This is a genomic window from Micromonospora sp. NPDC126480 (assembly GCF_040302465.1).
Classification (GTDB): domain Bacteria; phylum Actinomycetota; class Actinomycetes; order Mycobacteriales; family Micromonosporaceae; genus Micromonospora.
Genome location: NZ_JBEORU010000002.1, coordinates 111489 through 134942 on the forward strand (window position 1 = coordinate 111489; position 23454 = coordinate 134942).

Annotated in this window: 20 protein-coding genes; 6 read left to right on the forward strand and 14 right to left on the reverse strand. The window is 72.6% G+C overall.

The genetic code is table 11. The features are described 5' to 3' along the window. Positions 1–4: 4 nt before the first annotated feature. A complete protein-coding gene (locus tag ABTW87_RS02195) occupies positions 5–2299 on the forward strand; it encodes a lantibiotic dehydratase family protein (RefSeq protein WP_350647701.1) in 2295 nt (764 codons plus the stop codon). Beyond that, positions 2296–3063 (forward strand): thioesterase II family protein, encoded by a 768-nt coding sequence (locus ABTW87_RS02200; RefSeq protein WP_350647703.1) that lies wholly within the window; start codon positions 2296–2298, stop codon positions 3061–3063. The genes ABTW87_RS02195 and ABTW87_RS02200 overlap by 4 nt, the downstream gene beginning before the upstream one ends. Here ABTW87_RS02200 and ABTW87_RS02205 read toward each other — a convergent pair. Both ABTW87_RS02205 and ABTW87_RS02210 read right to left on the reverse strand, forming a co-directional pair. Then, positions 3060–3875, reverse strand: coding sequence for a class I SAM-dependent methyltransferase (locus tag ABTW87_RS02205; RefSeq protein ID WP_350647705.1), 816 nt, complete (start codon positions 3873–3875; stop codon positions 3060–3062). The genes ABTW87_RS02200 and ABTW87_RS02205 overlap by 4 nt on opposite strands. After that, positions 3872–6661 (reverse strand): condensation domain-containing protein, encoded by a 2790-nt coding sequence (locus tag ABTW87_RS02210; protein WP_350647706.1) that lies wholly within the window; start codon positions 6659–6661, stop codon positions 3872–3874. Before ABTW87_RS02210 ends, ABTW87_RS02205 begins: the two co-directional genes overlap by 4 nt. A gap of 110 nt (positions 6662–6771) precedes the next feature. Between ABTW87_RS02210 and ABTW87_RS02215 the strand changes: the two genes are divergently transcribed. Then, a complete protein-coding gene (locus tag ABTW87_RS02215; protein WP_350647707.1) occupies positions 6772–7530 on the forward strand; it encodes a thioesterase II family protein in 759 nt (252 codons plus the stop codon). A 132-nt stretch (positions 7531–7662) separates the two neighbouring features. Next, positions 7663–8202, forward strand: coding sequence for a DinB family protein (locus tag ABTW87_RS02220; protein ID WP_350647709.1), 540 nt, complete (start codon positions 7663–7665; stop codon positions 8200–8202). On the opposite strand, the gene ABTW87_RS02225 is transcribed toward ABTW87_RS02220, so the two are convergent. The 10 genes from ABTW87_RS02225 to ABTW87_RS02270 are packed head-to-tail and all read right to left on the reverse strand — an operon-like array spanning position 8199 to position 18252. Further along, positions 8199–8402, reverse strand: coding sequence for a ferredoxin (locus ABTW87_RS02225; protein ID WP_350647710.1), 204 nt, complete (start codon positions 8400–8402; stop codon positions 8199–8201). The genes ABTW87_RS02220 and ABTW87_RS02225 overlap by 4 nt on opposite strands. Then, the gene (locus tag ABTW87_RS02230) at positions 8395–9630 is read right to left on the reverse strand and encodes a cytochrome P450 (protein WP_350647711.1); all 1236 of its coding nucleotides are present in this window, start codon (positions 9628–9630) and stop codon (positions 8395–8397) included. Before ABTW87_RS02230 ends, ABTW87_RS02225 begins: the two co-directional genes overlap by 8 nt. Beyond that, positions 9627–9935, reverse strand: a complete 309-nt coding sequence (locus tag ABTW87_RS02235; RefSeq protein WP_350647712.1) for a phosphopantetheine-binding protein — start codon at positions 9933–9935, stop codon at positions 9627–9629. The genes ABTW87_RS02230 and ABTW87_RS02235 overlap by 4 nt, the downstream gene beginning before the upstream one ends. Beyond that, entirely contained in the window at positions 9932–11197 is a 1266-nt protein-coding gene (locus ABTW87_RS02240) for a cytochrome P450 (protein WP_350647714.1), read from the reverse strand. The genes ABTW87_RS02235 and ABTW87_RS02240 overlap by 4 nt, the downstream gene beginning before the upstream one ends. Next, a complete protein-coding gene (locus tag ABTW87_RS02245) occupies positions 11188–12450 on the reverse strand; it encodes a cytochrome P450 (protein ID WP_350647716.1) in 1263 nt (420 codons plus the stop codon). Before ABTW87_RS02245 ends, ABTW87_RS02240 begins: the two co-directional genes overlap by 10 nt. Beyond that, positions 12441–14228 carry a non-ribosomal peptide synthetase gene (locus ABTW87_RS02250; protein ID WP_350647718.1) on the reverse strand — a complete coding sequence of 596 codons (1788 nt, stop codon included), beginning with the start codon at positions 14226–14228 and terminating at the stop codon, positions 12441–12443. Before ABTW87_RS02250 ends, ABTW87_RS02245 begins: the two co-directional genes overlap by 10 nt. Positions 14229–14230: 2 nt before the next feature. Beyond that, the gene (locus ABTW87_RS02255; protein ID WP_350648041.1) at positions 14231–15001 is read right to left on the reverse strand and encodes a thioesterase II family protein; all 771 of its coding nucleotides are present in this window, start codon (positions 14999–15001) and stop codon (positions 14231–14233) included. A gap of 22 nt (positions 15002–15023) precedes the next feature. Further along, positions 15024–16829, reverse strand: coding sequence for a gamma-glutamyltransferase family protein (locus ABTW87_RS02260; protein ID WP_350647720.1), 1806 nt, complete (start codon positions 16827–16829; stop codon positions 15024–15026). Beyond that, positions 16826–17782, reverse strand: coding sequence for a 3-methyl-L-tyrosine peroxygenase-related protein (locus tag ABTW87_RS02265; protein WP_350647721.1), 957 nt, complete (start codon positions 17780–17782; stop codon positions 16826–16828). Before ABTW87_RS02265 ends, ABTW87_RS02260 begins: the two co-directional genes overlap by 4 nt. After that, complete coding sequence (locus ABTW87_RS02270; RefSeq protein WP_350647723.1) at positions 17779–18252, reverse strand: VOC family protein; 474 nt, start codon at positions 18250–18252, stop codon at positions 17779–17781. Before ABTW87_RS02270 ends, ABTW87_RS02265 begins: the two co-directional genes overlap by 4 nt. A 185-nt stretch (positions 18253–18437) precedes the next feature. Here ABTW87_RS02270 and ABTW87_RS02275 point away from each other — a divergent pair, with 185 nt between their 5' ends. Both ABTW87_RS02275 and ABTW87_RS02280 read left to right on the forward strand, forming a co-directional pair. Further along, positions 18438–19679 (forward strand): cytochrome P450, encoded by a 1242-nt coding sequence (locus tag ABTW87_RS02275; protein ID WP_350647724.1) that lies wholly within the window; start codon positions 18438–18440, stop codon positions 19677–19679. 40 nt (positions 19680–19719) lie between these two features. Then, positions 19720–20415 (forward strand): sulfotransferase family protein, encoded by a 696-nt coding sequence (locus ABTW87_RS02280; RefSeq protein ID WP_350647725.1) that lies wholly within the window; start codon positions 19720–19722, stop codon positions 20413–20415. Positions 20416–20467: 52 nt separating this feature from the next. On the opposite strand, the gene ABTW87_RS02285 is transcribed toward ABTW87_RS02280, so the two are convergent. Together ABTW87_RS02285 and ABTW87_RS02290 are read right to left on the reverse strand one after the other, a co-directional pair. Beyond that, positions 20468–22699: an arylsulfotransferase family protein gene (locus ABTW87_RS02285; RefSeq protein ID WP_350647727.1), complete on the reverse strand. Its 2232-nt coding sequence runs from the start codon at positions 22697–22699 to the stop codon at positions 20468–20470. Beyond that, positions 22696–23451: a thioesterase II family protein gene (locus ABTW87_RS02290; RefSeq protein WP_350647728.1), complete on the reverse strand. Its 756-nt coding sequence runs from the start codon at positions 23449–23451 to the stop codon at positions 22696–22698. The genes ABTW87_RS02285 and ABTW87_RS02290 overlap by 4 nt, the downstream gene beginning before the upstream one ends. Positions 23452–23454 lie beyond the last annotated feature (3 nt).

Consider the following 23454-nt stretch of genomic DNA (forward strand, 5'->3'; position numbering starts at 1 on the left):
ATCGATGCGGACCGCCGCCGTTCCGACGCTGCCGGGGCCGGCCGGCGAAGCCGTGGCAGTGCACCGGGTGCCGCTGGCCGGCGACTGGTCGCTGTGGCGGCTGAGCGCCGTGCGTGGCACCGGGATGCCGGTGTCCTGGCTGGACGCTTTCGTCCCGCCGGACCCGGATGCCGCCAGCGAGGAGGAGGCCCGCGCCGTGTCCGCCGCCGCGGTGCGGGCGCTCGCTGCCCGGCCGATCTTCGTCGAGGCGGTCACCTGGCAGAACCCGGCTGTGGTGCGCAACTGGCTGGGCCGCTTCGCGGCCGACCCGGACGGCCGGCTCTCCCGGCGGGACCAGCGGGAGGCGCTGGTCGCCTTCCTCGCCCAGCGGTACTGCGCCAAGAACGAGACCATCGGCTTTTTCGGGCCGGTCGCCTGGGCGCGGTTCGTCGATGAGCGCTCCGGCCTGACGATGACTGGCTCCGGAGGCCTGCGCAGCCGGTCGGTCTATCGGGAGACGTGGGCGGTCGACGCGGTGGCTCGGGCGTTCGCGGCCGACCCGCGGGCGGCCGCCCACCTGATCGTTCGCCGCAACCCGGTGTGCGACCTGACCGGTGGCGTGCTGCGTCGCCCCAGGTCGCGGCCGGAGGAACTGACCGGCGCCGAGGCCGTCGTCGCGGCCGCGCTGACCCAGCCCCGCCGGGTCGGTGAGCTGGTCGACACCTGTGCCGGGGCCGCCGCGGCCCTGGACCGGCTGATCGCCCGCGGTGTCGTTCTCGCCGGCCTGCCGATTCCGGTGCAGGAACACCCCGAACGCGACCTGCGCCGGCACGTCGCCGGCATCACCGACCCGGACCTGCGCGCGGAACTCACCGGGCGGCTCGACGAGCTGGACCGCTCGGTCGCCGCGGTGGCCGCCGCGGTCGGCGACCCGCCCGCGCTGTTGGACGCCCTCGACCGGCTGGCGGAGACGTTTGGCGCCATCACTGGGCAGGCCGGCCACCGCGACAAGCCGGGCACCCCGCTGGGCCGGGCCATGGTGTACGAGGACTGCCGCCGGGACCTCGACGTCACCATCGGCGCCGACCTGCTCGACGACCTGCGCACCCCGCTGGCCCTGATGCTGGACACCGCGCGCTGGCTGCTCGCCGAGATCAGCGTCGAGGTCGAGCGCGACCTCACCCGGCGATACCGGTCGCTGCGGGACCGCGCCGGTGGCCCGGTTGCCCTGTGCGACCTCGTGCTGGCCGCCGGCGACGTGCTCAACGGCATGCCGGGCACGGCCGCCGACCGGGTCGGCGACGACTTCCGCGAGCGCTGGCGCGAGCTGCTGTCCACCGCCCGGGGCGCCCCGGCGCGGATGTCCAGCGCCGTCGTGGCGCCGCTGGTGCGGGCGGTCTTCCCGGCCGGGCCGGTGGCCTGGCGAGCCGGCCGTCAGCACAGCCCCGACCTGCTACTGCGCGCCGATCCGGCGGGCGGCCGGCCGCAGTGGGTGCTCGGCGAGCTGCACCTGGCGCTGAACACGATGGAGAACCGGGCCTTCCTCACCCAGGCCGACGACCGCGCGGAGCTGCTCGACGCCACCGCGGCCGACTTCGCCGGCGGGCGGTTCGTGCCGGTTTACCCGCCGGACGCGCCGGCGGTCACCTCGCGCACCTATCCGCCGCCCGCGATGGATCTGCCGAGCCACTACACCTACTGGTCGTACACCGCCGACGAGGGACACCCGGAGGACGTCGATCCGCTGCCCGGGGCCGGCCTGCTGGTCACCGAGGAGGACCGCCGGCTGGTCGTCCGACCGGCGGCCGGTGGCCGTCCGGCCCGGCTGCTCGAGGTCCTCGGTGAGTTCCTCACCGCGCTGGTGGTCAACCGGTTCCGGGTGCGCGACCCGGACGGGCACCAACCGCGGCTGATGCTCGACGAGGTGGTCATCGCCCGAGAGACCTGGCACGTGCCACTCGCTGGCATCCCGACGCCCGAGAACGCCGATTACCGGCACCGCGAGCTGCGACAGTGGCTGATCGAGCGGGGGATGCCGCGGTTCGTCTTCGTCAAGACCGCCGACCAGCCCAAGCCTTACCTGGTCGACCGGGACGCGCCGCTGTCGCTGCGCAACCTGGCCAGGGGCGTGCGGCGCAGCCGGGCGGAGCACGGTGACGCGGCGGCGGCCACCTTCACCGAGATGCTGCCCGCGCCGGGCGAGCTCTGGCTCGCCGACGCGGACGGGCAGCGCTACACCAGCGAGCTGCGGGTCGTCGCCTACGACGAGATGCAGCCGAATGAGTCATTGTGCTTGGGCGACGAGGAAACGCGGACATGATCACAACCAACCGGTGGTTCGACGACCTGCTCAACCCGGAGGGCACCGAGGCGGTGGTGGTCGCCCTGCCGTACGCCGGCGCCGCCGGACGTGCGTTCCGCCCGCTGCACCCCTACCTGCCAGACAGCTGCGCGCTCGCCCTGGTCGACCTGCCGGGGCACGGCCGGCGGATGAGCGAGACCTGCCTGCGCGACGCCGAGGCGGTGATCGACGGGGTGCTCGACGCGATCGGCACCCTGGGATCGCGCCGGCTGGTGCTGCTCGGCTACAGCTTGGGCGGCTGGTTGGCGTACGAGATCGCCGCCCGGCTCACCGAGGCCGGCACCCCAGCTGCCGGCCTGATCGTGTGCGGCACCCGGGCGCCGCATCACGGGATCGGCCACCCGCCGGTGGCGCACCTGCCGGCCGGCGAGACGTTCCTGCGCGAGGCGGTCGCGATGGGTCTCGCCTCCCCGGCGATGCTGGAGCTGCCGGGCTTGGCCGACCTCTTCGCCACCGCGCTGCACGCCGACCTGACCGTGGTGCAGAGCTTCGCCTTCCGGCCGCGGCCGCCGCTGCCCGTCCCGGCCTGCGTGCTGGGTTTCGACGCCGACTGGCTGGTGCCGGAGCCCGCGCTGCGGGCCTGGGACGACCTGTGCGCCGCGCCGCCCCTGCACCAACGGATGGTGGGCGGTCATCTGGCGATGCACGACCAGCAGGAGGAGTTCGGCACGGCGATCCGGGCGGGCCTGGACCACGTGCTGGGTGTCCGCAACGGCGGCTAGGTGGCGCGGCCGCGGATCAGCAGCGCGGCGGCCGGCACGGCGACCTCCTCGCCGCCGACGGTGAAGTCCCGGGCCTCGGCGAGGAACGCCTCGCGGGCCGCCTGCTGCACTTCCCGGCTCTGCACCTGCAGCAGCTCGGTGAAGCCGCAGGAGCCGCCCACCAGGCCCTTCCACCAGTGCCCCGGCGACGGCATCCGGACCACCGTGGTGACCGTCTCGACGGTGACCTCGGAGAAGCCGACCCCGGCCAGCCGGGTCGCCAGGTGGTCCGCGTCGGTGCGTTTGCCGGCCTCGGCCAGCAGCCGCGCTTCGGTCGCGGCCGCCCGGTGCCGTAGCAGGTCGGCGCTCAGGCCGGTGAACGGCGAGACCGCCGCGGACGCCCAGCCGGCCAGCGCGAGCACGCCGTCGCGGCGCAGCACCCGGCGGGTCTCGGCCAGCGCGGTGTTTAGGTCGTCGAGGTGGGGCAGGACAAACGCGCTGGCCACCGCGGCGAGGCTCGCGCTCGCCAGGGGCAGTCGCAGGGCGTCGCCGATGACGACCGGGCCGCCGGTGCCGGCCAGCGCGGCGGCGGCCAGCTCGGGGGAGATGTCCAGGGCCAGCGACACCCAGCCGGCTGCCCGCAGCTCCCGGGTGACCACGCCGTCGCCGCAGCCCAGGTCCAGGGCCGGACCGGTCGGGTGGCCGAGCCGGCGCACGAGCGCGCCGGCGAACCGGGCGGTCACCGGCGAGAAGAACCGGGTGTACGCCTCCGCGCGCCGGCGTTCCTGCCGGGCCCGGAAGTCGGCGAGCGTGGCTCGGTCCGCCGCGGTCACGGGATCCGCTCGTCCAGCAGCGACTCGAGGTCCTCGACGCCGACCATCTCGGCCTGGGCCTGCACGACCAGCCGGGCGAGCTGGTCGACGGTCGCCGAACCGAACAGTTCGCGCAGCGGTAGCTCCACGCCGTAGACGTCGCTTACCCGGGCGACGAGTCGGGTGGCCAGCAGCGAGAAGCCGCCCAGCTCGAAGAAACTGTCGTAGACGCCGATCCGCTCCACGTCGAGCAGCTCGTGCAGGATCGCGGTCAGCTCGCGTTCCAGCGGCGTGCGCGGCGGCACATAGGTGCCCAGCGCCTCGCTGTTCTCGTCGGGCTGCGGAAGGGCGGCCAGGTCGTATTCGCCGTCTGCGGTCAGCGGCAGCCGGTCGAGCACCACCAGGTGGCGGGGGAGCAGGTTTTCCGGGAGCCGGGTCACCAGATGCTGGTGCACGGCGCCGGTGCCGATCTGCGGCCCGCAGACATACGCGACCAGCCCGGTGACCAGGGCTTCCCGGACGTCCGGGGCGTCGCGCAGGGTGCCGACCGTCTCGGTGACGTCCGGCGCCGTGTCGGTGGTGCCGACGAATTCGAGCGTGCCGTCGGCCCAGCGCCGCGCGAGGTGGCCGGTCCGCCGCTCGCCGGCGTGCAGCTCGACGACCTCGCCGACCGCGGCCGGGCGGCCGGAGCGGTCCGGCTGCCGGAGGGAGCTGCCCGGCAGCTCGGTGCCGAGCGGCACGCGCAGCGGAGCGGTCTCCAGCTTCCATCCGTCCGGCACCGGGTAGGCGGCTAGCGGGCCGTCCGGCTCGTCCACGCCGTAGAGCCCGACGCAGCCGGCCGAGGCGGACAGCCGGCGCACCAGCTCCACGTCGTGCGCCAGGAAGTCGCCGTGGTTGCCGACGAAGACGTGGCGCAGGGTTGGCAGCCCGGCGTCACCGGCCCGCCAAACCAGCGCGCGCAGCACCGGCGGGTCGACGTGCAGCACGCTGATCGCGGCGTCGCGCAGCCAGGCGAGCAGGGCGTCGGGGTCGCCGAGCGGCGCGTCCGTGGTCGGGACCACCTCCCCGCCGGAGGCGTCCGCCGCCGCCCAGTGCCCGGGCCGCGGCGACAGCACCGCGATGCGCTCGGACCGCAGGTCGGGAAGCGTGGCCGGGACGGGCGCCACGGCCGGCTCGGCGTCGGTGAGCGGATAGTCGAAGACGGCCCGGCCGGGGTCCGCCACGGCGGCCGGCAGCAGGGTGCGCACCTGCTCGAAGAGCGCGCGGATCATCGGCTCGGTGTAGCGGTCGGCGTTGTACTCCAGGTCCAGGTGCAGCACGCCGCCGGACTCCCGGGCGGTCAGCGTCAGGTCGAACTTGCTGGGCGGGGCCGGTGCGTCCAGCAGCTGGGTGGTCACGCCCGAGAGCGGCTCGACGCCGATGTCGTCCACCACGTTCAGCGCGACCTGGAAGAGCGGGGTACGGCCGGGCACTCGAGTGAACTTTAGCTGGCCCGCCAGCAGGTCGAGCGGCGCGTCGGCGTGCTCGTAGCCACCGAGCGCGGCCCGGCGCACCCGGTCGAGCAGGTCGGCGAACGACGGCCGGCCGGCCAGATCGATGCGCAACGGCAGGGTGTTCACGAAGAAGCCGATGAGGTTCTTGGTGCCGGCGTCGGTGCGGCCGGTGATCGGCACCCCGATCACCACATCCCGGTCGCCGGTCCAGCGGGCCAGTACGGTGCCGAGCGACGCGAGCAGCGCCATGAAGGTGGTGACGTGGTGTTGCCGGCACAGCCGGTGCACCGCCTCGGTGTTCGCTTCAGACAGCACCGCTCGGATGCGGTCGCCGCGCGCCTCCTCAGCCTGCACCCGCCAGCGAGTCGTCGGCAGGTTCAGGGCCGGGGGAGCACCGGTCAGGTGGTCGCGCCAGTAGCTCACCTGGCCCTCGAGCGCCTCGCCGACCAGCCACCGGCGCTGCCACGCGGCGAAGTCGCGGTACTGCACCGGCAGCGGCGGCAGCTCGGCCCGGGTGGCGTCGCCACCGACCAGGTAGAGCGCTGACAGCTCGCGAACGAACAGCCCGGTCGACCAGTCGTCACAGACGATGTGGTGGGCGGTGATGCTGAGCACGTGTTCGGTGTCGTTCAGCCGGATCAGCGTGCACCGCAAAAGCGGGCCGGCGGCCAGGTCGAAGGGAGTGGCCGCGTCCTCGTCCGCCACCCGACGGGCCGCCGCGGCGGGGTCGCCCGGCTCGCCGCCGACGTCCCGGACGGTGATGTGCCAATCCATGTCGACGTCGGCGACCACCTGCTGGGGCCGCCCGTCCACGAGCGGGAACCGGGACCGCAGCGCCTCGTGCCGCTGCAGGATCGCGGCGATGGAGGCGTCGAGCGCCGCGACGTCCAGCGGGCCGGAGAGGCGCAGCCGGCCGTGCACGTTGTAGGCCGACTCCGGCGCCAGTTGGTTCTCCAGCCACAGCCGCTGCTGGTCGAAGGAGAGCACCGGCTCGGAGTCCGGGTCGCGGGGCGTGACCGGCAGCCGTTCCGAGGGCATGCCCGTGGCGACCGCGGCGGCGAGCGCGGCGACCGTCGGAGCCTCGAAGAAGGTCATCGACGGGATGCTGACGCCGTAGCGGTCGCGGATCTTCGCGATCACTTCGATGGCCGCGAGGGAGTCGCCATCCAGCTCGAAGAAGTCGTCGTAGACGCCGATGTCCGTTCGCTCCAGAGCCGTCGCCCAGATGTCGGCGATGGCCTGCTCGCGCGGTGTGCGCGGCGGCACTCTGGTGCCCTCGTCACCGGTCGGTTGCGGGTGCGATTCCAGGGCCATGACACCACGCTAGGCAACCCGGAGGGCGCGGGGACGTCGCCGAAAGCGGGGACCGCCGGCCCCGGCGCACGGCCGATTAACTGATGACGGCGTCTTGCGGAGGGCTCATCATGTCTGGTGTCCACTCGTGGTTTCCCTACCGGGTCCCGGCCGAGGGGACCGAGATCTTCGCGTTCCCGCACACCGGTGCCGCGTCCACGGTCTTCAACGCGCTGCGCAGGCACCTCGAGCCGGACGGGACGACGCTGACCGCGGCCGTGCTGCCCGGGCACGGGCGGCGAGTCCGCGAGCAGCCGCATCGGGAGATGAGCGCTCTGGTCGCCGACTTCGACCGGGCCGCCGCGAGTGACGGCTACGCGGCCTTCCAGGGCGACTACGCGTTGATGGGGCACTGCCTCGGCGCGCTGATCAGCTTTGAGCTGGCCCGGCGGCTGCTGGACGCGCCGTGCCGCAACCCGCGGCTGCTGGTGTTCTGCCACTGCCCGCCGCCGGCCCTGATGTACGACTCCGGGATGAGCCGGCTGCCAACCGAGGAACTGCTGGCCCGGACGTCGTCGATGGGCGGCACGCCACCGGGTCTGCTGGCGGACCCGGACTTCAGCAAGCTGCTCGAGCGGATGTTGCGCGCCGATTGGGCGCTCGGCGACGACTACGTGTTCCGCGGGCCGGCCCGGCTGCCGATCCCGGTGTTGGCCGTGCGCGGCGCCGACGACCCGTTCGTGGACGCAACGGATCTGCCGTTGTGGGGTGACCACACCAGCGCCTGGTTCCGCACCGCCGAGGTCGGCGCCGGGCACTGGTCGCTCGCCGACGACGCCGCCGGCAAGCTCGCCGATGAGATCCGTTCCGCGCTGGCGGCGACCGGCTGATCACTCGGGCCGGTGTCGCCCGGGACGCGCCGCGGGTCAGCCCACCGACCTCGCGGTGGACGTCGGCGGCCGGCGGCACACGGTGCTGCCTGTCGGATGCTCTTGCGACCGGGCCGACGGTACGGTCAGGGCATGACCACTTGGGACGATCAAGGCCGCCCCGAGCCGCCGGGCGCCGGCAACGAGGTCGAAACGCTGCTCGGTTTCCTCGACTTCCAGCGGGCCACGCTCGCCTGGAAGACCACCGGGCTCGACGCCGACGGCCTGCGGGCCCGCCTGGTGGCCTCCCCGATCAGCCTCGGCGGGCTGCTCAAGCACCTGGCCTGGGTGGAGTACTTCTGGCTTTCCTACACCCTGCACGCCCACGAGGAACAGCCGCCGTGGGCGGCGGTCAACTGGTCGACCGACGCCGACTGGACCTGGGAGTCGGCCGTCGACGACAGCCCCGAGGAACTGACCGCCCTCTGGGAGCACTGGGTCGCCCGGGGCCGTGAGCTCACCGCCGCCGCGCTGGCGACCGGCGGGCTCGACCAGATGTCCGGCCGGCCCTGGCCGGACCGCGAGGGGCCGACGCTGCGCTGGATCCTGGTGCATCTGATCGAGGAGTACGCGCGGCACCTCGGCCACGCCGACCTGCTGCGCGAGGCGTACGACGGTGTAACCGGCGACTAGTCCGCCGGGCTCAGGTGGATCGCCGCGGTCGGACAGAGCTGGACCGCCTGGTCGACCACGTCGGTGTCGCTGACCACCTCGATCTGCGGCACCGCGCGGTCGTGCTCGTCCAGTTCGAAGAGGCCGGCCGCGACCACCGTGCAGGTCGCTGACCCGACGCAGCGTTCCGGGTCGACCGTCACCCGCATCTGGTCAGCCATGCTGAGACACCTCTAGTTTCAGCGGAGCGTGCCGATAGCCGGCCACGAAGTTGGACGCTACGTGGCTCGGTGGCCCGGCCGGCGCGACGTCGGTGACCAGATCGAACATCTCGGTGAACACGTGCCGGATCATGCGGCGAGCGAGCGGTGCCCCGAGGCAGTTGTGCGGACCGCTGCCGAAGGCCAGGTGCCGGTTGGGCCACCGGGTCGGGTCGAAGGCGTACGGGTCGGTGAAGACGGTCGCGTCCCGGTTGGCCGAGCCCAGCCAGACCACCACCGGCGCGCCGGCCGGCAGCCGTACCCCGCCGAGCTCGACCTCCGTCATGGTGTGCCGCAGGAAATGGTTGGCCGGCGAGGCCCACCGGAAAACCTCCTCGATCAGCGGGTCGAGCAGCTCGGGGCGGCCGGCGAACTCGGCGTAGCGCCCGCTCGCCGCCAGTTCGTAGAGCCCGGCCGCGGCGGCGTGCGGCCAGGTGGCAGCGCCCACCATCAGGCTGTAGCAGTTGGACACCATGCCGCCCGGGTCGGGCTGGTCGTCGATCCGCAGGTCGAGCAGCGTGCTCATCAGGTCGGATCCCGGGTGCTCGCGCCGCTCGTGGGCCTTGTCCTGGAAGTAGGCGAACAGCGCGCGGTGGGCGCGTTGCAGCGTCGCCTGCGGGCCCTTGGGCAGCATGCGGGCGGGCTCGTCCGGGGCGACGGCCATCGCGGCCAGGTCGGTGAGCTGCTGCCAGTCGTCGCTGGGCAGCGCCATCATGCCGCCGAGCACCGCGACCGGCAGGCCGGACATCACCGCGGCGACATCCATCTCGCCGGCCTCGACGGCGGGCGCCAGCAGCGCCCGTACGCGTTGCCGGATCATCGGATCCTCGCCGGCAGTGGTCCGCAGCGACAGGGTCTGGTGCAGCGGGCTGCGCATCGCCGTGTGGCGGGGCGGGTCGGTGGCGGCGAGTTGCCGGCCGGCCGCCGGGTCGGACCGGCCGAGCATGTTCAGGAAGGTGCCGCGGGTTGAGGTGAACGACCGGTGGTCGCGCAGCACCCGATCGACGTCGGCGTGCCGGGTGACCGACCAGTACTCGATCCCGGCGCCGGTCTGGCGGAGCGACACCGGAGCCGTGCGGCGCAGCTCGTGCCACACCGCGTGCGGTTCGCCGTCGACGTAGTACGCCGGGTCGGTCAGATCGGCGTCGAGGTCGACCGGACGACCCGGATCGGGCGGGGAGAGCCTCACGATCCACCGCCCCGGAGCTGCTCGATCGCCTCCGCCAGTTCGGCGATGGTGGGCCGCAGGTAGAGCGTCGTGGCCGGCACGTGCACGCCCATCGCGCGCTCGGTGGCCACCAGCAGGTCCGCGGCCCGCAGCGAGTGGCCGCCGAGCTCGAAGAAGTCGTCGTCCACCCCGACCCGGTCGACCTTGAGGTATTCGCTCCACATCCGGGCCAGTTCCCATTCCAGTGAGCTGCCCGGCGCCCGGTAGTCGGACGACAGCTCCCGGTCCTCCCGCCGTACCACGGTGTCCTGTTGTGGGTCGCTCACGTGATCACCGCCGCCCGACGGGCCGAGACCGGCTCGAAGGTCACCGGCAGACTGGTGATGCCGTTGATGAAGTTCGAGGTCAGATGGGCGATCGGCCCGGCGACGTGGAACTCGCCCAGCCGGTCGATCATCTCCTCCAGCAGCACGCCGAGCACCTGCTGGGCCGGCGGCCCGCCGATGCAACGGTGCGGGCCCAGACCGAAGGCGAGGTGCGGGTTGGGGGTGCGGCCGGGGTCGAAGGTGTACGGGTCAGCGAAGACCGCGTCGTCCCGATCCGCCGACGCCACCCAGGCAGCGACCAGCTCACCGGCCTCCAAGCGGGTGCCGACGATCTCCACCGGAGCGTTGGTACGCCGCAGCAGGTGGTTGGTGGGCGAGGCCCAGCGCAGGCTCTCCTCGACGGCGGTCGGCACCAGGCCGGGCGTGCTGCGCAGCCGCTGCCACGCCTCCGGCCGCTCGGCCAGCGCCAGGATCAGGTGCGAGGCCACCTGTGCGGTGGTGGTCACCGAGCCCATCGCGAAGCTGTAGCAGTTCAGCAGCACCTCGTGCGCGTCCATCGGCCGGCCGCCGGGGCGTAGCCCGAGCAGCACCGAGACCACGTCGTCGGCGGGGTGCGCCTGCTTGTACCGGATCAGCTCGGAGAAGACGGCGATCAGGTTGTGGTGTGCCTTGCGCAGGGTCTCGGCGGGACTGCCGTCGGCGTAGTGCGGGTCCTCCGGCGCCACCCCGGCCATCGCCCACCTCGGCAGCTCGTCGAAGATCGATTCCGGCAGGCCGATGGTCTCGCCGACCGCGCACATCGGCAGGTGCAGCATGAGCTCCGCGACGTCCACCGTCCCGCCCGCGTCGAAAACGCCCGCCACCAGCCGTCGCACCCGGGCCCGCACGTGGTCGATGCGGTTGCGCACGGTGTGGGTGGACATCAGCCGCATCGTCGGCAGCCGGACCTCGGCGTGCTTGGGCTGGTCCATCAGGTTGATGGTCTTGCCGCCCGCGCTGTCGCCGGCCGCCACGGCCAGGATCGTGCCGTGCTCGGAGCTGAAGTTCTTGTCGTCCATCAGCACCGCGGCCACGTCCCGATAGCGGGTCACCGACCAGAACCGGATGCCGTCCGAGGTTTCCTGCGGCCATATCGGGTGGTCGCGCCGCAGCCGGTGCCAGGCGCCGTGCTGGGACTGCGCGGCGTACCGCGCCGGGTCGTAGAGGTCGATCTCGTCCACCGGATCGGCGAACTCGGCGGCGGCCGGCCCGGTCATCTGCATGCCGTGTTCCCTCCCAGCTGCCGGACCGGCAGCGACACCAGCCCGTTGATCCAGTTGGACCGCAGGTGTGTCGGCGGCCCAGTCAGTTCGAAGCCCGCATAGCGGCGGACCAGTTCCTCGAAGAGCAGGGTGAGGGCGAGCCGGGACATCGGCGCGCCGATGCAGTAGTGCGGGCCGCCGCCGAAACCGAGGTGCCGATTCGGGCGCCGGTCGATGTCGAAGGTGTACGGATCGTCGAACACCGCCTCGTCCCGGTTCGCCGAGGCCACCCACGCCGCCACCCAGTCGCCGGCCCGGATCGTGACCCCACCGAGCTCGACGTCCGCGGTGGCCCGCCGGACCAGGTGGTGGGTGGGCGAGGACCAGCGGACGCCCTCCTCCACCAGGCCCTCGACGGCGCCGCGGTCGTCTCGCAGCCGGGGCCACAGCTCGGGACGTTGGGTGAGCGCCAGCAGCGTGTGGCTGGCGACGTTTGGCGTGGTGGTGTTGGCCCCGAGGATGAAGCTGTAGCAGTTCAGCAGCACCTGCCACTCGCCGAGCGGCTTGTCCCGTCCGCTCATCGCGTCGATGCTCTCGATGAGCACCGAGACGAGGTCCTTGCCGGGATGGGCCCGGCGGTGCCGCACCAGGTCGCGGAAGACCGCGAAGAGCTGATGGTGGGCCAGCCGCAGGGTCTGCGCCGGGTTGGCGCCGAGGGCGTAGGCCGGGTCGTCCGGCGCCACGCAGGCGGCCGCCCACAGCGCGATGTCGTCCCAGTGCTCCGGCGGGATGCCCATGAACTCGCCGGCCAGCACCATCGGCAGGCGCCGCATCAGCCGGGCGAAGTCAACCTCACCGTCGTCGCACGGCTTGACCAGCTCGGTGATCCGGGCCTGGATGATCGGGGTCCGGTCCTGCACGACCGCGTGCCCGAGGGCCCGCATCGACGGCACCCGGATCGCGGCGTGCTCGGGCGGGTCGGTCAGCGTGATGGTCTGCCCGCCGGCCGTGTCGCCGACGCCCACCGACGCCAGGATGGTGCCCTCCTCCGAGCTGAACGTGCGGTAGTCCTTCACCACCTTCTCGCAGTCGGCGTGGCGGGTGACACACCAGAACCCGGTGGCGTCCGTCCGCTCCTGCCACCACACCGGGGCCTTGGCACGCATGGTCCGCCAGGTGGGGTGCTGGTCGGCCAGCACGTACGTCTGCGGATCGTAGAGGTCCACGTCGGCCAGCTCGACCGGCATGTCGAACGGCGGCAGCGTCAGCTCCACGGTTGCCCGCCCGCCCGGTCGGCCGTGAGCTGCGGGTCGACGACCGCGGCCAGCTCGCGGATCGTGGGGTTGTTGAAGAACTGCACCGCGTCCAGCTCGATGCCGTGCGCGCGCAACTGTTCGAGCATCGCCACGCTGCGCAGCGAGTCCCCGCCCAGCATGTAGAAGTCGTCGTCGATGCCGACGACGTCCATCGTGAGCACGTCGGCCCAGGTGCGCGCGAAGACCTGCTCGATCTCGTTCTCCGGCGGCGCGTAGGGCGGCAGGAAGGTGAGCTCGGCCCGCGCCGCGAACGGGTTGGGCAGCTGGCTGCGGTCCGGTTTGCCATTCGGGTCGAGCGGCAGCTCGTCCAGCGTCACGAAGGTCGCCGGGATCATGTAGGCCGGAAGGCGCTGGCTGAGCCAGTCGCGCACCGCCGCGACGGTGATCCGCCGGCCGGGTGCGGGCACCACGTGCGCGGCCAGGCGCTTGTCGGCGGTGTCGTCGGCGACGGCGACCACCACCGCGGCGCCGAGGTCGGGATGACTCAGCAGGGTGCTCTCGATCTCGCCCAGCTCGATCCGGAAGCCGCGGACCTTGACCTGCCGGTCCACCCGGCTGCGGAAGTCCACCGAGCCGTCCGGCAGCAGGCAGCCGAGGTCGCCGGTGCGGTACATCCGGGCACCGGGCTCCTCGACGAACGGGTCGGGGAGGAAACGTTCCGCGGTCAGCGCGGGCCGGCCGTGGTAGCCGCGGGCCACTCCGGTGCCACCGAGATAGATCTCGCCGACCTCCCCGGCCGGCACCGGCCGCAGGTCCGGTCCCAGCACGTACATCGTCTTGCCGGCAAGCGGCGTGCCGATCGGCACCCGGGCAGGCTCGTCGCCGCCCGCCGACACGTGGTGCAGGGAGGCGTAGACGGTCGTCTCGGTCGGGCCGTAGGCGGCGTAGACTCGGGCCCGGGTCGCCGCGGCGGTGCGGATGTGCCGGGGCGACAGCACGTCGCCCCCGGTCAGCAGGCAGCCGACCGCGTCGAGCGCGGCCGTGTCGTGCTGGGCCAGCAGGTGAAACAGCCCGGTGGTGAGGAACAGCCAGTCCGGCCGCCACCTGCGCAGCTCCGCGCCGAGCTTGGCGACGGTGCTCCGGGCGTCCATGATCACCACATGTCCGCCGGAGCACAGCGCGCCCCAGATCTCGAACACCGACGCGTCGAACGCGGCCGGGGCGAGCTGGGCGACCGTCTGGCCGGGGCGGACCGCGATCCGCGCATCGGTGGTCAGCCGCACCACGCCAGCGTGCGGGACCACCACACCCTTGGGCTGGCCGGTCGACCCGGAGGTGTAGACGACGTATGCGGCGGCGTCGGGTCCGACCCGTACGCGGGGGGCCTCGACCTCGGTGGCGGGCAGGTCGTCCAGCACCACCACCTCGGCCGAGTCGCCGCCCGGCTCGGCCGGAGCGCCCGCCTTGTCGGTCACCAGCACGGCGACGCCTGCGTCGGCCAGCACGAAGGCCCGCCGCTGCTCGGGATAGTCGTTGTCCAGCGGCACGTAGGTCCCGCCGGCCTTCAACGTGGCCAGGAAGGCCACCACCATCGCCGGCCCGCGTGGCAGCGACACCGCGACCCTGGTCTCCGGGCCCACCCCACGCGTCGCCAGATGACCGGCCAGCCGACCGGCCCTGGCGTCCAGCTCCGCATAGGTCAGCGTCTCGTCGTCACCCCCGACAGCGGGCGCGTCCGGTTGTTTCCGGGCCCACCGTGCGACGAGCTCATGGATCGTGGCCGTCTTCTCCGTCACGGTCACCCGCCCCTTCGAACCACGTGGTTTGTCTTCAGCCATCGGTCCAGCGCCTGGCGCAGGCCGTTCGGGCAGTGCAGAAAGTCGAGATGCTCGCCGTCCAGCAGTTCCTCGGTGACCTCGGCGCAGTCCGCCCAGCCGGGAAACACCGTCTCCGGCGGGACGACGTCGTCGCGGGTCCAGGCGACGACGACTACCCGGCAGGGCACTCGGCGGCCGGACTCGAAGCGGTAGCCGCGCTGCACCTCCAGGTCGGTGCGCAGCACCCGCGCGGCCAGCTCGACGAAGTCCGACCGGATCGGCGACCCGGCTTGCTCGAACAGCGCGGTGGTCTCGGCGATCAGGTCCAGCGCCGTCAGGTCGGCGAAGTTGAGCCGGCCGTAGAGGCCGCGGTCCGGCGCACCCCACGAGGAACTGATCAGGCGGGTCGGCAACGGCAACACGCGCCGGTCCAGCTCGGCGATCGTGTCCAGTGCGAACGGCACCCCGCCGCAGTGCGCGGCGAACGAGTACTCGCCGTGCACGAAGGGCTCGAGCACGTCGGCGAGGTCGGCGGCGAAAGCGGTGTGGGTGCGGTGCGGCTCCTCCCGCATCCGGTTCTCCCGACCCGGCGGTTGCAGGGCGCAGACCTGGTGGCCGCCGATCTGCCGCGGCCACTGTCGGTAGGACGAGGCACCGACCCCGGCGTATGGGAAGCAGAACAGGATGGGTGTGTCCGCGGACGGTGGCGGCATCAGCCATCGCCGCGCCGAGACGTTCACTCCGGCGGTCATGGTCACCAGTCCCTCCGCACGTTCAGCGACATACCGCGTACGCCTGACGTCCGCGCGGACCGGCGGCGGCCCGGACGAACCCGCGCTCCGGGTCCACCCCGACCGCGCACACCTTGCCGAGGGTGTGCGCCGGCACCGCGTCCACCTCGTGGCCCCGCTCCCGCAGCTCGGCCATGAGCTCGGGGCCGAAAGACGACTCGACCGCCACCACGCCCGGCCGGGATGTGCGCGGCGCAAACGACTGCGGGAAGTGGTCGATGTGGAACATCGGCTGCTCGGTGCTCGCCTGCAGGTCCCGGCCGTGCTCGGCCACCGCGAGGAAGGTCTGCAGCGTCCACTGGTCCTGCTGGTCGCCGCCGGGCGTGCCTAGCGCCAGGAACGGCTCGCCGTCACGCAGCACGATGCCCGGGCTCAGCGTGGTGCGCGGGCGCCGGCCCGGTGCCAGCGAGTTGGGGTGGCCCTCGGTCAGCCACATGGTCTGCGCGCGGGTGCCGAGGGCGAAGCCGAGCCCGGGCACCACCGGCGAGCTCTTCAGCCAGCCGCCGCTCGGCACGGCCACGACCATGTTGCCCTCGCGGTCCACCACCGCGACGGTGCACGTGTTGCCGGCCCCGGTGCGGGGCGCGCCCGGCCCGACGACCGTCGGGATGCCGCTGCTCAACTGCACCAGCCAGTCGGGGGCGTTCGGCGGCAGGGGCGTAGGGGCGGGCCATGGGAACCAGGACTTGCGGCCCTCCGGCGTGCCCGGCTGAGGGTCAGTTGCGGCACGGGCGCCGATCAGCGCCCGCTGTTGCGCCGCGTAGTCCTCGGCGAGCAGCGCCGCCATCGGAACCGGGGTGTGCTCCGGGTCGCCGTACCAGGCCTCCCGGTCGGCGAACGCCAGCTTCGCGGCTTCGACCAGCAGATGGACGTGCTCGGCGCTGCCCGGCCGTAGGCTGGCCAGATCGCAGCCGGCCAGGATGGCGAGCTGCTGGAGGAAGACCGGTCCCTGCGACCAGGGTCCCGGCTTGTGGACTGTGAACTCGCCGTAGGCGGCGATCGCTGGTTCCTCGACCCCGGCCTGCCAGCCCGCGAGGTCGTCGCCGCGCAGCAGACCGCGGTGCCGCTGCCCGGTGTCGTCCAGCACCTCGGCCGTGGCCAGGAACCGGTCGATGCCCTCGGCGACGAAACCTCGGTAGAAGGCGGCGTGTGCGGCCTCGATCTGAGCCTCCCGGCCGCCGGCCGATCGCGCCTCGTCGACGAGCCGTCGATAGGTCGTCGCCAGCACCGGGTTGCGCATCCGTGAGCCGGCCGCCGGGGTGGCGTCGCCGGTCAGATAGGTGCGGGCCGACTCGGTCCAGTGCTCGCGGAAGAGCGGCGCCATCACCTCGATGGTGCGGGCGGTGGCGGGCAGCAGCGGGAAGCCGTGCTCCGCATAGCCGATCGCGGCCGCCAGCGCGTCCGCCGGTGTGGTCGTGCCGAACTCGGCCAGCAGCCGCATCCAGGCGCCGAAGGCGCCGGGCACACAGGCCGGCAGCAGGCCGCCGGCGGGTACCCGGTCGAGGCCCAGGCCGGTGAAGGCGCCGATCGTCGCCGCCCTCGGCGTGGGGCCCTGCCCGCAGATGACGCGCACCTGTCCGGACGCTCGAGAGTAGACCGCGATCGCCACGTCGCCGCCCAGCCCGTTGGAGTGCGGCTCGACGACCTGCAGCACGAAACCGGCTGCCACCGCGGCGTCCACGGCGTTGCCGCCCCGCTCCAGCGCGGCCATGCCGGCGGCCGAGGCGAGCCAGTGCGTGGCGGACACGGCGCCGAAGGTCCCGGTCAGCTCGGGTCGCTGGACACTCATGCGCGGGCTGCCTTCGCCACGCCGCTGCCCACCGGCTGCGGCCGGTTCGCCGGTCCACCGACGGCGGCCCGGGCCACGTCGACGAGGATGCCGGGCATCCCGGCGGCGCAGGAGACCACCTCGTCGAGCCGCAGCTCATCGGGGAGCACGCCGTCGTCGGGGCACGGGTAGAGGCCGTTCGCGGTCAGGTCGCGGACGATCGCGGTGAGCCGTCGCATCAGCTGGCTCACCGCCTGGCCGCGGGTGACCGGGGTGCGCACGGTCATGAAGTAGCTGTCGTAGACGATGCCCAGCAGTCGGTGGTTCAGGCGGCGCACCGGCGCCTGGTTGAGCAGCGATTGGCCGTTCGGCACCAGCCGCGCCGCTACGCCGTCGTGCACCCGGCCGTGCAGCCGCACCGCGCCGTCCAGTTCGCTCGGGCCACTGGTCAGCCGGGCCTGCGCTCGGCCGCGCAGCAGCGCGCGGACGTGCAGGTAGTCCGGGGCCCAGCTGCCGCTGAACGCGCGGTGCCGCAACCGCATGCTGGGCCGGATCACGTCGTTGTAGATCTGGTGGGTGCACGACCCGGTGTAGAGCAGCATGGCCGAGTAGCCGTCGACGTAACGGCTGAGTGGCGGGATCGCCTCGTCGGCGGTCGTCTCGCCCTCGGCGACATCCTCGAGGAGCTGTCCCATCAGCCGCCAGAGCAGGAAGCACACCTGGTGCCCGGTGATCCAGCGGAACCAGAACAGCTCCTCGGGCTCGCCGCGGTCCACGGTCGGTCCGCCCTCGGCCAGGTCGCCGACCAGCCGGCTTGCGGCCACGTGCTCCGCCGCCACGTCCGGGCCCGCCAGTGCGCCGGCCGCGTCCACCGGGGGCAGCAACAGCGGTTCCAGAGCGTACGGATACCCGCCGAAGTCCCAGGCATCCTCGGCCGGCGGGTCGGCGATCGGCGTGGTCGGTCCACGCATCATGAGGCCTGAGCCGGCACGTAGGTGAACTCGAGTTCGACCCCGTTGACGTCGTACGCGTAGAAGCTCTGGATGCCGTCCGCGTCCACCACCACGTCGGTGGGCGGCTTGTCCAGGGCGAACGTGTAGCGGCCCGACCCGTGGAGGGCGATCCAGCGGTCACGCAGGCGGACGAGTTCGTCGGGGTCGTCGACGGAGAGGCAGAGATGCTGGATGCGTACGTCGCTGACGGCCGGGTCGGTGGCGCTGCCGGGCCGCTCGAACAGGTGCAGGCGAAGGTCGCCGAGGGTCAGCTCGGTCAGAGTGCGAATTCCCGGCAGCCGGCTGCGGGTCAGGTCGGAGAACTTCTCCAGGGTCCAGGAAGGCTTGCAGCCGAGAAAGTCCTCATACCAGGCCACGCTGTTGCCCAGATCGTTCGTCTGGATCCCGACGTGGTGGAACCGGGGATCCCGCCGGCCGTGTGCTTCTGCCATCTCGCATCACTCCATACCACCCAGGCGTCACCTGGCGTCCATGGTGGTTCAGCGACCTCGCGCGCAGCGCTTCCCCGCTTTAGGGGACAACCGTTTCAGCAGCTCGACGCCGCCACTCCTTTACGTGACACCCTCCCCGCTCCGGCTCGCCGTAACGTCGGGCCAACGGCGTCACCGGGAGGACCATGCTGAGTCGAACCGACGAGCCGATCCACCCCGATGACCTGCTCGCCGAGGCCCGAAAGGTTGACCTCACCGATCCCCGGCTCTACGGGAGCGAGCGGCCCGAGCGGATCTGGCGGACGTTCCGCCGCGCCGGTGGCCCGGTGCGCTCATACGGTCTGCGCGACCACTGGGCGATCACCCGGCACGCGCAGATTCGTGAGGTGCTGCGGCACAGCGACCGGATCTCCTCGGCGAAGGGCAACCACCTGGGGGAGAAGCCGTCCGACGTGGTGGCCAGCGCCGCCGCCGGCGGGATGTCGCTGCTGGTCAGCGATGGTGAGACGCACGCGGAGATGCGGCGGGTGCTGGGCGCCGCCTTCACCCCGCGGCTGATGCGGAGGCTCACCGACAGCACCCGGGAGCTCGCCCGGCGGCTGGTGACCGAGGCGATGGAGCAGCCCTCGGTCGACTTCGTGCAGGCCGTCGCGGCGCCGCTGCCCGCCTTCGTGATCTGCGACCTGCTCGGCGTGCCCGAGGCCGACCGGCCGGAGGTGGTGCGGCTGACCCAGACGGCGTTCGGCGGGTCTGGGCACACCACGTCGGGTGCCCAGATGGCCGCGCACACCGAGCTGTTCTCCTATTGCCACCGGCTGGTGACCGAGAAGCGCCGGACGCCCGGCGAGGACGTGGCGACCGTGCTCGCCCAGGCGCAGTTCATGGGTCGGCCGATGAGCCGGACCATGGCGGTGATGAACTGTCATGACCTGATCGCGGGCGGCAACGAGACCGCCCGGCACGCGTCCGGCGCAGCGGCGCTGACCCTCGTCACCGAGCCGGAGTTCTGGCGGCAACTGCGCGCCGGCGAGGCCGATCCAGACGTCGCGACCGAGGAGATCCTGCGCCGCGAGACGCCGGTCAACCACATCATGCGGGTCCTGATCGGCGATCTGACGATCGCCGGCGTGCCGATGCGCGCGGGCGAGTTCGTTTCGCTCTGGCTGCGGTCGGCGAACCGTGACGAGGACATCTTCGACGCACCCGGGGAACTCCGTGCCGCCCGGCGGCCCAACCCGCACCTGGGCTTCGGGCACGGCCCGCACTACTGCATCGCCGCGCTGCTCGCCCGGATCGAGGTCGGCGCGGTGGTCCGGGCACTGGCCGGCCTCGTGCGGACCGCCGCGCTGCGCGCCGAGCCGGTCCGGCTGGAGTCCAACTTTTTCCGCGGTTACCAGTCGCTGTCGCTGGCCCTGACCCACCGATAGCGGTGCTCACCCCACCCCACTCACGAAAAGGAGCAGCGCCATGAAAATCATCGGTGTCGGCTTCGGCCGGTCCGGAACACTATCGCTGCGGGCCGCTATCGAACGGCTCGGCGCGGGACCCTGTCTCCACATGCTCGATATCATCAACGGCGAGCACCGCCTGCGGGACCTGTCGCCGTGGGTGGCTGCCGCCCGCGGCGAGCAGGTCGACTGGCGATCCGCCCTGGCCCGCTGGGAGGCCACCGTGGACTGGCCCGGCTGCACGGTGTGGCGGGAACTGGTCGAGGCGTTCCCCGAGGCGACAGTTCTGCTCAACGTCCGGGGCTTCGAAGGCTTCTACCGCAGCTGCCAGAACACACTGCACGCGGTACGGCAGGCGGCGCACGCCGGCCTATTGCCCGCCGACGCCGACCGGGTGCCGCCGCGCGAGACGTGGGAGGTGATAGAGCGATTCGTCTGGCAGGGCGACTTCGGTGGCCGCTTCGAGGACAAGGAGTGGGTGCGCCGGATGTACGAGGACCGGATCGCCGAGATCAAGGCGACCGTGCCGGCCGACCGTCTCGTGGTCTGGACCCTCGGCGTCGACGGCTGGGAGCCGCTGGCCGAGGCGCTCGGCGTGCCCGTGCCGGCTGAGCCGTTCCCGCATCTGCACGACACCGACGACTTCCGGCGCGCCTGCGGGCTGCCGCCGCTGTCGGAGTCCGTGCCGCTGACCGCCACCACCGCATCGCCCTGACCGCCCGACGACCACCGGCCGTGCCCCGCGAAGGGGCACGGCCGGTCGCTTGTCAGGCGCCCTGGGTCGTCGGCTCGGCCTCGGTCGACGCTGGCTTCGCCTTGGCCGACGCCGACGCCGACGCCGACGCCGACGCCGGCTCGGCCTCGGCCGACGCTGGCTCCGCCTCGACGGACGCTGGCTCCGCCTCGACGTCGGCCGGCGGCGGCTCCGCCTCGACCCGCCCCGGCTCGGGCTTCGGGCCCGCGGCCATCGGCGCAGGACGGATCATCCGCCGGACGACGATCACGGTCACGATCGTGGTGACGATCCACAGCGGCCAGCCGAGCAGGGTCTTGGCGATGCCCAGGCCCACCCAGTTGCTGGTCAGATAGAGCGGCATCTGCACGGCGGTCTTCACCCCGAAGAAGCCGAGCCACAGCCAGCCGGCGACGCGGTAGGCGCGCATCCGCTGGGGGTCGTGCCGCCACGCCCCGCCTGAGCCGGAGAGCAGGCCGGTCACGGTACCGACCAGGGGCCAGCCGACCAGGTTGGCGACCAGGAAGGCCAGCGGATAGATGATGTTCAGATAGATCAGCGGGGGGTAGAAGCTCTGCGCCAGGCCGCCGGTGATGTTCACCAGCATGACCAGCAGCACCATCCCGGCCAGGCCGTACAGCGCCTTGCGGAGACCCTTGCGGGTGGCGAGCCGGATGACCGCCCAGACCAGCCCGAGCACCAGGCCGACGATCAGCGCCACCCACAGCGTCAGGCCGAAACCGCCGAATATGGCCAGCATCAGCAGCGCGGTCCTGCCGATCACGCCGAGCGCCGACGGGCCCTCCGGGGCTGGCCCCGCCACGGCGCGGCCGTGGTCGAGTGGCTTGCCGGCCGCGTCCAGCGCCTGCACGCCGACCGCCGCCGTGCCGCTCGGCACGGCGATCGAGGTCTCGAAGCCGGCCCGGGGGATCGGAGCGCCGACCGGTCGCAGGTTGTCCTCGTCCGGCCCGCCGAGTAGCTGCCAGGAGGCCACCTCGGTCGCGCCGTTCCAGCTGACCACGAGCTGCGAGCCATCCCGCACGGCGGTTGGCGGGGTGAGCGGGAAACCCTGCCACTCGGCACGGTACACCCGATAATTGATCTGCCCGAAGTTCATGTCCAGCACCGGCCGGCCGGCCGGGTCGAACTCGGTCACCCGCTGGGTCTCGCCCCACGACACCAGGCGGTTGCCGTTCGGTTGGGTCGAGATGTCGCCGCCGAATGTCGCGGAGATCTCCGGCTGGTGCCGCACGGTGTCGACCACCGTGGCGGTCCTGGCGGCCTCGTCGAGGCGTATCTTGAGCCCGCGCGAGGCGTGCCCGCACCCAGGCCCGCCGTTGCCGTTGTCGAACAGCGAGATCGTGCCATCCGCCTCCACCCGGGCGTCGTGCTGATAGCAGAACCAGCCGGCGTCGGAGCCGAGCAGCTCGGAGCCGAAGCTGCCGCTGCCGTCGGCCGGCTTGCCCAGCGTCCAGAGCACCCGGCCGTCCTTGCGCGAGACCTTGTAGACGCTCCACGTGTGCCGAGCAGAGATCAGCAGGTCGCCGTCCGGCATGACCTCGATCGAGTTGCCGTGGAAGTAGTCGAAGATGCCCAGCGGGCCGGGCACCGGAAGGTAGGACTGGGACAGCGGGACGTGGTCGAGCGCGCGCCACTCGAAGAGGATCTTGTTGCCGTGCAGGAAGTCGACCTCCTGCACGACGTAGTCGTAGACCACGATCGGCCGGGCGTCCACCACCCGGATCACCGGGGTGTAGGCGCCGACCAACGCCGTGTTCTCCGGGGTGATCCGTAGCTCGTGGAGGCCCGGCGCGTTCGTGGCGTTGGTCTTGATCGTGGCGACCTCGCGGTAGTGCTCGTCCAGCATCACGTATTCGCCGCGCGGGTCCAGGCCGTACACCAGCCAGGTGCCCCGGAAGTAGACCAGCCGCTTCTTGCCCTGCACCGTGACGACCTGGAAGTTGTGGGTGTCCGCGACGGTCTCCGGCTTGTTCCAGATCACCGAGCCGTCGTTGGCGTAGATCGTAGGGCCGCCGCGGCCCGGCCCCTTCGACGAGGCGAAGAGATAGCCCGGCGCGGCGCTGCCGGTGTCGAGATAGGCGCAGGCGCCGATCGGCCGCAGGTCCGGCCGGCTGTGATAGATCGGCGCCGGTGACAGGCAGTCGCCGGTGTCGAGCACCGGCGCGGCGACCGCGGCGCCGCCCGCCCCGGCCGCCAGCAAGACCGCGAACAGGGCGACGGCGGCGCGTACGATAATGCGGCTCATCGATGGTTCCCCTCCGGCCGGGGTTCCCGGCCCAGCAGGCGTTCCCGCACCCCGGCGAGAATGGTGTCGATCAGGTCGGCCGGCGCCGCGTTGAACTCGTTGTGCCGGCCCGGCAACTGGATGAAGGTCGCATTCCCGCACTCCGCCCAGCCGGCCAGCGACCCGGGCGGATACTCCGGGTCGTCCCGCCAGCCGAAGACCGTGATCGGGCAGGACAGGCGGATCGGCTCGGGCGCCTGGTAATTGCGGCGCAGCTCGATGTCCGACCGCAGGATGCGGACATAGAGGTCGACCAGCTCCGGATGCGGCTTGCGGCCGATGTCGCGGACCGTGGCCGCCACCTCGGCGGCCAGCTCGTCGGCGTCCATATCGAGCATCCGGCCGGCCGGTCCGGCCTGCGGCGGCACCTCGGAGGAGACGAAGAGCCGGGCGGGTTCGTGCCCGGCGCGTTCCAGCCGGCGGGTGACCTCATAGGCGAGGATCGCCGACCAGCAGTGCCCGAAGAAGGCGAACGGCACGCGGAGGTAGGGCTCCAAGCCGTCGATCATGGCAGCTGCCAGGTCTTCGAGGGTGTCCGGCGGCGCCTCGGTGAACCGGGACAGCCGGCCGGGCAGCTCCACGGGCAGGAACTCGACCCCGGCCCGCTCGGCGGGCCAGTTGTCGAACACGGTCGTGCCGCTGCCCGCTTGCGGGATGCAAAAGACCCGGCCGGCCGGCGCGGCGGCCGGCCGGCGTTGCAGCCAGACGCTCACCGC